The 13,119-nt window shown below is 35.1% G+C and carries 10 protein-coding genes; 7 read left to right on the forward strand and 3 right to left on the reverse strand.

All coding sequences use genetic code 11. The features are described 5' to 3' along the window. The first annotated feature begins 41 nt into the window (after nt 1-41). A complete protein-coding gene (locus D1867_RS06195) occupies nt 42-452 on the forward strand; it encodes a hypothetical protein (protein ID WP_155863226.1) in 411 nt (136 codons plus the stop codon). A 78-nt stretch (nt 453-530) separates the two neighbouring features. Then, nucleotides 531-1,037, forward strand: coding sequence for a C2H2-type zinc finger protein (locus D1867_RS06200; protein WP_155863227.1), 507 nt, complete (start codon nt 531-533; stop codon nt 1,035-1,037). Nucleotides 1,038-1,041: 4 nt separating this feature from the next. On the opposite strand, the gene D1867_RS06205 is transcribed toward D1867_RS06200, so the two are convergent. Both D1867_RS06205 and D1867_RS06210 read right to left on the reverse strand, forming a co-directional pair. Next, nucleotides 1,042-2,190 carry a family 1 glycosylhydrolase gene (locus D1867_RS06205; RefSeq protein ID WP_155863228.1) on the reverse strand — a complete coding sequence of 383 codons (1,149 nt, stop codon included), beginning with the start codon at nt 2,188-2,190 and terminating at the stop codon, nt 1,042-1,044. A 27-nt stretch (nt 2,191-2,217) separates the two neighbouring features. Then, the gene (locus tag D1867_RS06210) at nt 2,218-4,848 is read right to left on the reverse strand and encodes a glycoside hydrolase family 57 protein (RefSeq protein ID WP_240872179.1); all 2,631 of its coding nucleotides are present in this window, start codon (nt 4,846-4,848) and stop codon (nt 2,218-2,220) included. A gap of 383 nt (nt 4,849-5,231) precedes the next feature. Between D1867_RS06210 and D1867_RS06215 the strand changes: the two genes are divergently transcribed. From D1867_RS06215 to D1867_RS06235, 5 genes are read left to right on the forward strand one after another with little or no spacing between them, the layout of a single operon-like run. Then, nucleotides 5,232-6,779, forward strand: a complete 1,548-nt coding sequence (locus tag D1867_RS06215) for an extracellular solute-binding protein (protein WP_155863230.1) — start codon at nt 5,232-5,234, stop codon at nt 6,777-6,779. Further along, on the forward strand, nt 6,776-7,669 hold the full coding sequence (locus D1867_RS06220) for a carbohydrate ABC transporter permease (RefSeq protein WP_155863231.1): 894 nt from the start codon (nt 6,776-6,778) through the stop codon (nt 7,667-7,669). The genes D1867_RS06215 and D1867_RS06220 overlap by 4 nt, the downstream gene beginning before the upstream one ends. Nucleotides 7,670-7,679: 10 nt before the next feature. Beyond that, nucleotides 7,680-8,540: an ABC transporter permease subunit gene (locus tag D1867_RS06225; protein WP_155863232.1), complete on the forward strand. Its 861-nt coding sequence runs from the start codon at nt 7,680-7,682 to the stop codon at nt 8,538-8,540. After that, nucleotides 8,541-9,623, forward strand: a complete 1,083-nt coding sequence (locus D1867_RS06230; protein WP_155863233.1) for an ABC transporter ATP-binding protein — start codon at nt 8,541-8,543, stop codon at nt 9,621-9,623. Then, a complete protein-coding gene (locus D1867_RS06235; RefSeq protein WP_155863234.1) occupies nt 9,616-11,487 on the forward strand; it encodes a glycoside hydrolase family 15 protein in 1,872 nt (623 codons plus the stop codon). Before D1867_RS06230 ends, D1867_RS06235 begins: the two co-directional genes overlap by 8 nt. Here the strand turns inward: D1867_RS06235 and thsA are convergent. Next, nucleotides 11,467-13,110: a thermosome subunit alpha gene (gene thsA, locus D1867_RS06240; RefSeq protein WP_420809276.1), complete on the reverse strand. Its 1,644-nt coding sequence runs from the start codon at nt 13,108-13,110 to the stop codon at nt 11,467-11,469. The genes D1867_RS06235 and thsA overlap by 21 nt on opposite strands. Nucleotides 13,111-13,119: the final 9 nt, after the last annotated feature.

Consider the following 13,119-nt stretch of genomic DNA (forward strand, 5'->3'; position numbering starts at 1 on the left):
CATAATAAAAGCTTAAATTCATTAGTGAGAAAAAACATATTATGGCTGGCAAGTTTTTATTCATAACTAAAGATAGAAAATTTTTATTCGATGGAAAAGTGAGAGAAGTTAAGAAAGAGTTGCAAGATTTGGACGGAATGGAAATAAGGTTTGCCAGGCCAATGATTGTTTATGAGCTAGATGGAGTAAATTTGAATTATTTTGTAAAAAATTATGGTCATCTCACCGTTGGTGATTACACAGTATTAGACTTAGTTGATTTACTTGAGGAGAATAACTTCATCCTTTACGTAGATCACGACAAGGAAAAAGTTGAAGTTTTCGTACAAGGTAAGGAGGAAATTATTACTTTACCTTATTCTACGTTGGACTTCTTAAGGTATTTATTGGCTAAAACTTCCAGAGGAGTATTATTAGAGAGCACAACTTTTGACCTAATAGACGAGAATTAAATTTCGTAAACGCAAAGAGTTCTTAAATCGAACTGAAAGTAGGCTTAAGATTTAAAATATGTTGAACGAAAATAGCATATGGCAAATTTGACGTTATTCAAGGCTCTTCTATTAATAGGTTTTGAAAAAGTTGCTCCTCGTACATTAAAGCGAGGAGACGTTACTATTACAGTAACCTTCATTCCTAACGTTAGGTGGATTGTAAGATTACCTCACATAACTTATGAGCTTTCTACTCAAAAAGAGGTTTTACATAAGTTAGTGAATGAAGGAATAATTTCCAGAAAAGAATTGGAATACCTAGCGTCAATAGGATTGGACATAGCTAAAGAGGAAATTGTACAAAGTGAGGAAATAACTACTGGAAGTCTAATTGATGTGAGGAGAGCTTTCATAACCCAAGTCATAATGCCTAGGTTAGAAATCTTGTTAAGAACTAACGGAATGAAATGCCCAGTTTGCGGTAAAAGGTTCAAGAGTACTACAGAATTTTATAACCACTTAAATACTACAGAAGTGAGGGCTGAAGAGCATAAGAAAATACTTGAAAGTATATATGAAGAAGTTACTGGCATTAAACCTTAGACTATCAAGTTATTTCTTGCAATTCTTTAAAAATGAAGGCACTAGGTCTAGGGTTTAAGTTAATATCATAAAGTCCAAATTTCATTTTATAACCAAAATTCCATTCAAAATTATCGTAAAGGGACCAGTACATATAAGCCTCAACATTAACCCCAGACTTCTTAATAGCATTAACATGGTCTATTATAAACCTAGGCCTAATCCTATCCTTCTCGTCAGCAACTCCGTTTTCCGTTATCAATATAGGCTTACCAAAGTTAGATGCCTTCTTAAGTACGTCAGTTAATCCTTCAGGATAAATTTCCCATCCGTAGTCGGAGACCTCTCTACCTTCCCTAGACCCGAATTGGCAGAAGGGACCATAGCCTTCTAGAGGAATGCCTTTCTCGTCAGTGACCAACCTTGTATAGTAATTTACGCCTAACCAATCAAAGTCTATCTTCCTTAAAAATTCAAAGATTTCGTTTTCAACTGCCGAAGATCCTTGTACTGCAGGGATGTTATACACTATTCCTACCTTCTCACCTTTCAGCTCATTATAGACCTCTTGATGAGCCCTTATTACATTATTCAAACTAGTCTCATAAGCCCTCCTGCTGCTTATTCCCGGAGGGAAAATTCCCTGAAGATAAGCAAAAGTTACTAGCAAATTAGGTTCATTAAAAGTACACCATAGATCTACATATTCAGAAAAATTATCGTGGATGAACCTAGAAAATTTAACAAATTCTTCTACGGTAGAGGACGAATACCAACCTAAAGGACCTTGAGTTAATAAAGAATCCCTAGCTACAATTGGATCGTGAATCCATAGAGGTAAATCAAAGTGGTTTAAACAGAGTATTACTTCAAATCCTTTATCCTTAAGGTCTTTTAATATTTCCTTATATTTAGATAGAGTTTCTTGAGAAACCTTATCCTTTGAAGGAAATAATCTGCCCCAGCTCAAGTTCATCCTCCAAATGCTTGCGTTTAGGTTTACTGCGAGGTCGTGCACTTCCTTATATCTAGACAAGTAAAAGTTCTTTGTAGGCAATTCTTTAACAACTTTTTTGCTGGAAAGATTTACGTAATCAGTTAGCCATAAGTACCAATCCGAGTTCTGATTTAACTCCTCAAACTGAAAAGATGAAATGGAAAACCCGAACTTCATTAAAAATAAAAAGACTATGCCTTATTATTAAATTTCCTTCATACCTTTCTCGACGAAAATAACTGCTATAATTGCTACTGAGAGAATTAACGGTAATAGTATGAATTTTGGCTGTGTGTTGTACTCTACCTTATCTACTTTTATACAGCATAATCCTTGCTCAACTGTTGTTTTCTGAATTAGGAAGCCATGGTGATTGATAGGTATTATCACGTCACCTACATCTCCACTGGTTACTGGGGAATATAAGCAAACTTCAATTTTTCCAGAAATTCCTTCTAGTGGCACGACGTTTATGCCAGGGTATAGTTTTACGGTCTTACAAACGCAATAAGTTCCGTTGTTCGCTACGACGTTTAAGGTTATCTTATATTGCAATCCATTATTAATTATTATAACTACACCATTAAATCCTTCTATTATGCATTCTATGTTAATTTTTGAGAATTGTGATTTAACCGTATTAATTATTATACTAGTGTAAAGTAGTGCTTGTTCCTTAAACCATGCTGGACCGTGAGCAGGAGCACCGGTTTGCCACGTCCAGTCGCTTCCTTCAGCTATGTATAAGTAGTTCCATAATGAATAAAGTAAGTTAGTAGAGTTGGGCGTGTCATTAAATAATAGTGGAACTTCTGGCGAAAGTTCTTTACCTAAGGCTACAGTGTAAGCTACTAAATATTCTCTAGCTAAAGATAAGTTCCTCCAAATTTCAATTTTACCTGGACAACCATTGTTCCAGTAATCTAAATTAAGATCCCATGAGTTAACTGGCAAATTAGTAATTACTGCCGTTGGCTTATGAGTTTTTATTGCATCATAAGCAGTTTGCGTAATAAACCATTTTCCTTGGCATTGAGATAGTGAGGAATATATTGCATAAAGGTCTGCAGGCCCCGTAGTTGGATTAAATATTAATGGATTTTCACCATCTAGTGCTACAGTAACTACTCCCCCTGGATGAGCCATGTAAATTTGGGCCAATTGTTGTATTAATTCTCTTGCAGTGAGCTGGGGGGATTGGCTGAAGAACTTAAATCCAAACTCGTTAGATAGTGTAGTATTTCTGAATAATACATAAATCGTCTGACCCAAATTATTCTCTACAACGAAAGGTTCATCTGGGTTAATAGTTCCGTTAACTATAGTTACGTAAGGCAAAAACGCTTCACAGTCCAAGATTGTATATGAGATATTACTTTCGTTATAAAGTCCTATAAGGGCATTGCAAAACGCCATTTCTGGTGTCCAAGTACCGTTAGCACAAACTCCAAATACAGTCTTGGTCATGTTCTTACCCATTAATATTTGTGTTTCTACGTCACTCCAATAACCATCTTCTAACAATAAAGGTTGTAGTGGATGATAAAATGGTACTGTAAGTACGTCAACTTTGCCTTCTCTTACTAATTTCTTAAAGAGGTTAAGAGTATAGTTGACTGCAAGAAGATCATGTGTAACATTAACGCCAAAATTAGAGGTAAATGAAGCATTCTTTTCGTGTAATATGGTTTCCCATTGGTAAAGCAAGACGGGAGTGAAGTCGATAGTTACTGCAACATTAAATTGATTTATAAGCATTGCTTGTAACTCGTATGAACCTACAAGTTGTCCATTCCAATAGAAGTCTTGTCCCGTATGTAACCATACCCAAGGCTGTTCCCAAGTGCCGTTTGGGGCTATATATAATGGCTGATGCATATTCCATACAAGTACAAAGCTCAACGGTTCTTTGCCAGTTGTGTTTAATACATATAATGCGGGCAGTTGTGAAATCCTACATAAGGAATTATTATAATAAATCTTTAATGTTGGGTAGTAGATTCCTTGCGGAATGCAATTTGTATTAAATGTTAAATTTACCATATTGATGCCAGGATTTAAGTTAACAATATAAGTATGTGAAGCAGAGTTTATAAGTAAACAGAAAGAGGTTTGGATTACTCTATTATACTCATTATTTAAATAAATGGAAATTGTAGCTTCTTCTCCTTCTACGTATACGTATCTATTATATGTAGAATTTATAATAAAAATTGGAGAATATACATCTTGGATATAAAAGTTAGTACAACTCGTATTATGAATCCATTCATTTAATGTTTGATCGTGATATACCCACTGAACCCATTGACCGCGTTCGAATGGACCTATAATAATAGAATAGTTGCCCCATAATGGGTTATATTGCATTTTCTCGCAAGTTATATCACTCCACGGTAAACCTGTTTGAGGTCCAGTAGATAATCCATAATGAATGAAAAGTTTGTCTGGAGCTCTACCTATTGTTGTAATTAATATGGAACCGTTGGAAAGAACGGTAGCGTAAGTTTGTCCTACGTTTTGTGGATTCACTTCTAAGTTCCAATTCCAGAATGGATGACAATCATAGTTTATCCATTGTCCTGTAGTATTATCATAAAATACCCACGCTATCCACGTTCCATTGTTAAATGGGCCTATAGTAGCTGTAAAATTGTTTCCGTCCCATATCATTTCCTTATTAAAAATCTCCGTCCATGATTGTTGGGGACCGTTCTCTATACCATAGTGTAAGATTACAGTATTAGATTTACATATTCCGGATATATAGATTGTAACATAACCAGAGGAAGTTACATTAAAGTTTACCTTGTATCCTTGGGACTGAGCTAGCATTAACGTAGATGATAAACTTACCAATAAAATCATAAAAATAATATATGTAAAAATTCTGTGCTTCATTTACATCATGTAAAACTTAATGGATTGAAAATAAAGTTTTCTTTCAAAAAGTTAAGTAAATTAATAGGTTATATAAAGTTTTTAATTTTATCTTGGGAATTCCTATACACTTATCGTAGATTTCTTATATAAAAATAACTAATTTCATTCCATTATTTACTTTTTATATAAGAATTTGTTATATGTTTATATAGATACATAGCCTATTAAATTGCTCCAACAATAATTACCAACATTAATATATAGTTATAGTTCTGAACTTATACGACAAAATTTAAAACATATTATACCCATAATTTTCTTGTAGGTGTAAATTAATGAAAGATAGAAAGAATTCCAAGCTAGCCTTATCTAAAATAACTGCTGCGGTAATAGTTGTAATAATTATTATAGCTGCAGTAGCGGTATTTTACTTGCTTATTAAACCACCGTCAAGTGTAACACCAACTACTACGTCACCAAAACCTTCCATTAGTGGACCTTTAAATATAACAAATGCTACTGACTTAATGAAATTAGTAGGTCTTAATTCTACACCTTCTTCGCCAGTAACCATAACAGTTTGGAATAGTTACAGCACTTCCGAGAATCAAGCTTTCAACAAAACTTTAACTCAGTTTGAAAAAGAGTTTCCATGGATACATGTAGCCGTAACTTATGGAGTAGGCGTAGGATGCTCTCAATTTGAAGAAGCGGCAAAAGGTCACGATGCTCCTATAGTATATAGGGATACTTCAAATTCTGGAGGTGCATTATTCTGTGCAGGGCTCTTACTAAACTTAAGTGAATATTTACCTCCTCAAGTATTTTCATTATATCTTAATTGCTCTATATCCGATTGGTCAATAGGAAAGGCTGTTTATGGTCTTCCAGACGATATAAACTACATTGTAATGTTTTATAACAAGCAATATGTGCCTTATGCACCAAATACAACTTGCGAAATGGTAAAAATTGCTGAGGAAGTTAATACAACAGATCATATATGGGGAATTGCATATGGTGCGAGCGATGAGTATGGATATAGATTTGCGGCGTGGTTTGCAGGATTTGGAGGACAGATATTTACTACTCAAAACGGTCAAGTAGTTCCTGCATTAAATTCCACAGCTATGGTTGATGCACTAAACTTCTGGTATAATCTAACTTATGATTTACACATTAATTATTTAGCGCCATCTACTGGTGCTGGAGGAGCTGAAGGAGAATTATTTGAGGCTGGAAAAGCTGCTATCATATTTGACGGACCTTGGGATCTCAGCGCCTACTTGCAAGCTTTAGGTTCAAACTTAGGCGCAGCACCATTACCAGTAGTAAGTCAAACTGGAATAAGGGCTGAGCCTTTCTTAGGAGCTACTGGTTGGATGATATCTAATCCATCAGTTAGCGGAGCAACATCTTTGCAAATTAAGGCAGCATTAATATTCATATTATTTGTAACTAACTGTCAATCCGATTATAGACTATGGTGTATAGCCCACGATATTCCAGCTAATAAAATAGCTTATAATGAGGCTATGGCAGAATTAAAAGCAGGAAAATTAACGCCATCCTACCTGGATCAAATAATGGAAGGAATTTTAGAGCAAGCCCAATATACACAAAAGTTCCCCAATATACCACAAATGGCGTATTATTGGAATTCATTCCACACAGGAGCCAGTGAATTTTTCGCTCAGCAGATAAATGCGCAGACTGCCGCTCAAACTATGGAGAGCAACTTTATCAACTGTTTAAAGAAGAACGGTTTACTGTCTTCTTCGTTTGAAATACTTCCATTACCTCCAGCGTTAATTGATGCAATACTCTTGCTATTATCAGTATTTATGATTCCAGAGATAAAATATAAGGTGAAAGCTTTATGACTAGCTCAAAAAATGGTAAAAATGAAGATAATGGTTTTTTATACATTCTCCCTATATTAATTCTCACAATTTTCGTTTTTATTTTACCTTTAGTTTATGCGTTATATATTTCCTTTACTAATATGAATTTATTTCATTTATTCAACTATAATATTGTGGGATTAAAGAATTACGCTATAATTTTTGAATGCGGATACTTTTGGGAGCTAATCAAGAATACTTTAATCTGGACTTTAGGTAGCTTGGTCACTATGATGAGTCTAGGGTTTTTATTAGCGTTGATATTAAATCAGAGAGATCTCAAGGGTAAATCAATATTTTATGCTTTCCTTATCTTACCTTGGGCATTTCCTGGCTTTATATCTCTTCTAATTTGGCAGGGACTATGGGTAGATCCTTACGGAATGATGAATAAGCTAATTTTACCTATGTTACATTTACCTAGGATTAATTCATTAATTTCAACTACTGACGCTTGGATAGAATTAATTTTAACCAATGATTGGCTATCTTTTCCTTACTTTATGACTGTATTTTATTCTTCCCTGCAGAGCATACCTCATGAACTTTACGATCTTGCAGAATTAGATGGAGCAGGTACATTAACTAAATTCTTCAGGATTACTTTGCCTTCACTTAAGAGAACTATAGCTTTCGTTTTCATAACGAGTTTTGTATTTACGTGGAACAACTTTTATCCAATATTTATCCTAACAGGTGGTGGTCCAGGAATTTCCACAGAAACGTTCATAGTTTATGCTTATCAAGAAGCATTTGACTACAGTAATTTTGCCTTAGCTTCAGCATGGTCAGTAATATCTACGATATTCGTAATAATTTTAGGCTTAATTGTAATAAAATATACTCATATACTAGATTCGTTTAGTTAAGGTGATATAAATGAAACTCTTTAAGTATATTAGATTAGCTATTTCATATGCAATTTTAATATTCATGGTTCTTTTTTCAGTATTTCCATTATATTATATAATAATGACCTCTTTAAGTAACGCTCCTAATTTAATATCCTTAGACGTTTCAGATTTATTTCCTAAACATATTTACTTTACCGCTTATAGAGAATTATTAACAGTCAATTACTATGGCGGAAGCTTTCCTTTATGGATTAGGAATAGCTTAATTTTAGCATCTTCTACTGCGCTTATTTCAATTCTGCTTGCAATGCTAACTGGTTACGCTCTGTCTAGGTTGAATATTCCAGCAAAGAAAACCTTAGCAGCGTTTATTTATATAGTAACGTTTTTCCCTTACACTGCTACAGCAGTTCCATTATATCTAATGTTTGCAAAATTCCATATGTTAAATTATATAGGTTTAATTATAGCCTATACGCCAGGAACTTCAATATTCGCAGCATTCTTAGCAAAGCTTGCAATAGATTCCATTCCACCGTCGTATGAGGAAATAGCTATGGTTGATGGACTTTCTAGGTTTCAAGTATTTTTAAGGATTATTATGAGGCTTGCATTACCAATAGTTGCTTTAACAGCTATACTTAGCTTTTCAGGAGCTTACTTAGATTTTGCATTAGCTTATGCATTCTTATTACCACATATAAGTGACTGGACTGCAACTATTGGACTATATTACGCTGCAGGGCTTTTAAACTACGCTAGTGCTCCTGCATATAACCTCTTTGCCGCAGGCTCTGTTATAATGGGAATCCCATTAACGGCACTATTTATTGCTTCGCAAAGGATGATGACTAGGGCTTATAGTACTTTAGCTGGGGTGAAGTAAATGGCTCACGTAAAGCTAGAGGATATATGGAAGATATATAAGGAAAAGAAGAAGACGGTTGAGGTACTTAGGGGCATAAATCTGGAGATAGAGAAAGGAGATTTCGTAGTCATTTTAGGACCTTCGGGAGAAGGTAAGACTACTATACTAAGGATAATAGCTGGATTACTTAAACAAGATAAAGGGCACGTTTACTTAAGAGGAAAATTGGCAGACGATATGTCGCCTAAAGATAGAAATATTGCCATGGTACCACAAAACTATGCTGTATATCCTTTCATGAACGTTTTTGATAACATAGCATTTCCATTAAAGATAGAGCACGTGCCTAAGGAAGAAATAAGAAAAAGAGTCTTAGAAGTAGCAGAAATGCTAAAAATCGATAATTTACTTAATAGAAGGCCTTCACAGCTGAGCGGAGGACAGTTACAGAGAGTCGCAATAGCTAGAGCTCTAGTTAAAAATGCGGATATAATACTAATGGACGAACCATTGTCCAACTTAGATGCTCAGATTAGAGTATTAGCTAGAGAAGAGCTAAAGGAGTTGCAACAAAAGCTAGGGCCAACAATTATATACGTAACTCATGATCAAGCAGAGGCGCTTAGCTTAGCTACTAAATTAGCACTTCTTCATAATGGAAAAATACAAGCTTACGGAGATCCTCTTGAATTATATAGACAGCCCAATAATTCTTGGGTAGCTAGTTTTCTTGGAAATCCTGCTATGAACTTAATAAGATCTGAAATAGCTGGTGAGAAAATTGAATTTGATGGGCAAGCAATACCTTTGCCTGAGAGGTTTAAAGGGATTATTAGTTCAAACAAGGTAATTCTTGGTATAAGGCCTGAGAATATCGAAATATCACAAGATGGTGACATTGAAGGAGTAGTAGAGCTAGTAGAAGAACTTGGAAGTTTTACAATTACTCACGTAAGAGTAGGAAATGATATAATAAAGGTAATTGATAAGGCATTCATAAAGAGGGAAAAAGGAGAAAAGGTTAAGTTGAAATTCGATTATAGCAGAATTGAACTATTTGATGCAGAATCAGGAGTCAACTTGATGATTAAAAATGGATAAAAGAAAAAAGAGGATAGTTGAAGTTATAATATTGTTTTTCGTCCTTCTGCTTTCTTTTCCCGGTTTTTTCGTAATAGGAGCAAGTTCTGAAAGTTGCCATTCTAACCCTTATTATCCATCTTATTTATTGTTAAGTAACTGGAAAAATATTTCAGTTTGGATTCCTACCGGAATACAAGTTATAAATAGAGAACTTAATGGCTTTCCACAATACAATGCATCAATAAGAAATATATTTCTAGGAGGAATAGGTATACTTAATCTTACTGTTTGTCTTGGAATTAATACAACGAAAGCCTATCTTCAACTTAACAACACTGCGTTGCTAGAATGTAATAATTCGATCTGTATAATACTTCCTCCTTATACTAGTTATTTATTACTCATTCTAGGCGTGAAGACTCCTTTCAACATTACTATAAAGTCAAATTCCTCTTGGCTGGCGCAGGATAACGAGTTCAAGAATAACATCTCTTGGTTAATATCAAATGGGAGTGTAATAATAAAGCGTACTAACTTAATTCTGTCTTTCCAAAAGACAGGAGTGTATTATGTAGAGATCTCACTACTTGTGCCTCCTTACGAAAACGTATCTCACCTACTATTGCTGAACAACAAAGTCGTTAAATCGTGGTTGAATAAAAGCGTTATCCCTAAATATTTACCTAAATCTTTATTAAGAGAATATTATTTATCTTTACTTTTAATAAAGGACGATCAAAATCCCTATTTAGGAGATTTTGCAGCTTCCCCTTCTCCAATATATCTTTATTCATGGGTTAGAGACTCTTCTTTTGCAGCTTTAGCATTACAAGAGTCGGGACATTATTATTCAGCTTTAAAATATTGGCTATGGATGGCTAATGCTACTTCAATGGGTAACGGAACATGGTATACGAGATACAACTTCTATTCTGGAAAGCCTTGCATAGGATTTGGAATACCAGAATTAGATAGCCTAGGTTTATTTGAAATTGGAGTATACAATTTTTACATTCTTACGCATAATGTTTCTTTCCTCTACGAGGTTAAGCCTAGGCTGTGCGAAATAATAAAGTATCAAACCTATGAAATTCTCGAATCTAAATTCCACCTAGTTCCTGAAGACTTAAGCGTGTGGGAAGATAGGTTAGCTTATCACTTCTGGACCCAATCCTTTAACGATCTAGGTCTGTACGATATGGAAAAACTGGGATTTAATGTTAGTTATGAGGAAAAATTATTAAATGAAAGTATATTGAAATATTTCTGGAAAAATGGATATTTCGCCTCAGCTCTAGGAGAATCTGTGCTCTATGAAGAAAATGGAGAAGTAGAAGTATTATGTCCATTACCGCCTGCAATAGATTCGTCAACGTTACTACCACTAGATATGGGTTATTTACCTTTGGATTCGAACTATACTAATCAAGACTTTAACTCTGTGGTCTCTAACCTAACAGTTAATGGAGGGCTTTCGAGATTCCCTGATGACCTTTATCACTATTCCGAGTCTCTGTATGATAGTTGTGAGCCCAGCCCTCCTTGGGTTATTACTACACTGTTTGAGGCGTTATATTATGCAGAAAAAGGTGAGATCAACTCTTCTATTAGACTATTATGTTGGGCATATAATCATTCTCAACAAGGATTATTGCCAGAAGCAGTAGCTCCCGTAAAGGGATACCCATTGCCTACAACTTCTCCTCTTACATGGTCTTCGGCTATGTTTATTATAGTCTCTCTCAGTCTTAAGTCTCAAACATCAGCAACTATTAAAGAATGTCCTAAAGAATTTATACTGTCTTCAATTACAATCTTAGTAATTTTTACCATAAGTGTAATAATAAATAGAAAAATTATCTTACATTCCGGGCATTCCTGACATTCCTGGATATCCGCCTTCTTGCTGTTGCGGCTGTTGCTTTGCAGGAGCTGCAGCAATTAAGTCATCAATTTTTAATATTGCCGTTGCTGCTTCAGTAGCACCTTTCAATACTTGTTCTTTAACCTTTAGAGAATCAACAACCTTAATCTTAGTCATGTCTTCAACTAGTTTACCCTGCATTACGTCGACTCCGCTCTTATCTAAGCCTTTTGCGTGCATTGTCCTTAAGTTAACCAAGGCCTCTGTAGGATCTAATCCGGCAGTTTCTGCTAAAGTCACAGCAATTTCCTCTAATGCATTAGCGTATGCCTCTAATGCTAACTGTTCCTTTCCCGGTAATGTTTCTTTCCTAAGTCTCATTGCTAATTCTTCCTCAAATGCTCCTCCGCCGGCAACTACATAAGGATATATTATTACATTCCTTACCGAATTTAATACGTCGTTTAAGCTCCTCTCAACTTCATCCATAGCAATGTCAGTTGCTCCTCTTATTAATATGGTAACTACTTTAGCGTTTTTCACTCCTTCAATGAATATTGCCTTATCTTTTCCTACTGTCCTTTCTTCAACTACCTTTGCATAGCCTAAAGCTGAGGAATCTAAGTCCATTTCAGAACTTATTATTGTTGCTCCGGTAGTCTTTGCTATTTTTTCTAGGTCACTCCTACTAACGTTTTTGATTCCCATGATCTTCTTTTTAGCTAAGAAATATTGCGCAATATCGTCCATTCCTTTTTGGCATATAACAACGTTAGCTCCAGTAGCAGCTATCTTATCTACAATACCCCTTAAGTACTTTGCTTGCTCGTCTAGTGCAGCTTTAATTTGCTCAGGAGAGGTCAAACTTAGCTTTGAGGAAATTTCAGTCTTCTGAACTTCTAATGGAAAATCTATTACTGCGATCTTAGCTTCATCAATCCTCCTAGGCATTCCTTCATGTGCTACTTCCTTATCTAGTACGAAACCTTTAATCAGTTCTGTATCCTCTACGGATTCTCCTCTCTTCTTTACCATTTTTATGTTACTTAAATCAATGACGTATTCGTCTCCTACTTTATCCATTACTGAGAGCACAGCATCAATGGATAGGTCTATTATCTTATCTAGTTCTTCACCTTCAGAGAAGAACTTACTTGAGAGTGTTGTATATGCTACTTCTCTTAAATAATTTCTATCCTCTGGATTTATTTTTATTGCTATTTCCTTCGAGATTGCTAACGCCTTGTCTAAGGCTTTCTTAAATCCTTCAATAATAGTAGTGGGATGAATATTTTGATCTAGAAGTTTTCCTGCCTCATCTAGAAGGAAACCTGAAAGGACTACTGCAGTAGTTGTACCATCTCCAACTTCAGAATCTTGAACTTTTGCAGTTTCTACAACTATCCTTGCTGCTGGATGCTGAACTTCTAAATCCTTAACTATCGTAGCTCCGTCGTTTGTTATTGTAATATCGTTTGTTGAAGATACCATCATTTTATCTAATCCTCTTGGTCCTAAGGAGGTCTTTAGCATTTCGGCTAAAGTCCTTACTGCAGTTATGTTTGAAAGAATTACGTCCTTTCCCGACTCTCTGCTTGTGTTTTCTCTGAATATTGAAGCCAAATTCTCACGGTGTAACATTAGTATTGG

Source organism: Acidianus infernus, from assembly GCF_009729545.1.
GTDB lineage: Archaea > Thermoproteota > Thermoprotei_A > Sulfolobales > Sulfolobaceae > Acidianus > Acidianus infernus.

What these genes read in the sequence shown, in the direction of transcription:
- D1867_RS06235 (WP_155863234.1), top strand. Translation starts at nt 9,616, where the DNA reads ATGGATAAAAGAAAAAAGAGGATAGTTGAAGTTATAATATTGTTTTTC.
- D1867_RS06230 (WP_155863233.1), top strand. Translation starts at nt 8,541, where the DNA reads ATGGCTCACGTAAAGCTAGAGGATATATGGAAGATATATAAGGAAAAG.
- D1867_RS06220 (WP_155863231.1), top strand. Translation starts at nt 6,776, where the DNA reads ATGACTAGCTCAAAAAATGGTAAAAATGAAGATAATGGTTTTTTATAC.
- thsA (WP_420809276.1), bottom strand. Translation starts at nt 13,110, where the DNA reads ATGTTACACCGTGAGAATTTGGCTTCAATATTCAGAGAAAACACAAGC.
- D1867_RS06205 (WP_155863228.1), bottom strand. Translation starts at nt 2,190, where the DNA reads ATGAAGTTCGGGTTTTCCATTTCATCTTTTCAGTTTGAGGAGTTAAAT.
- D1867_RS06200 (WP_155863227.1), top strand. Translation starts at nt 531, where the DNA reads ATGGCAAATTTGACGTTATTCAAGGCTCTTCTATTAATAGGTTTTGAA.
- D1867_RS06215 (WP_155863230.1), top strand. Translation starts at nt 5,232, where the DNA reads ATGAAAGATAGAAAGAATTCCAAGCTAGCCTTATCTAAAATAACTGCT.
- D1867_RS06195 (WP_155863226.1), top strand. Translation starts at nt 42, where the DNA reads ATGGCTGGCAAGTTTTTATTCATAACTAAAGATAGAAAATTTTTATTC.
- D1867_RS06210 (WP_240872179.1), bottom strand. Translation starts at nt 4,848, where the DNA reads ATGCTAGCTCAGTCCCAAGGATACAAGGTAAACTTTAATGTAACTTCC.
- D1867_RS06225 (WP_155863232.1), top strand. Translation starts at nt 7,680, where the DNA reads ATGAAACTCTTTAAGTATATTAGATTAGCTATTTCATATGCAATTTTA.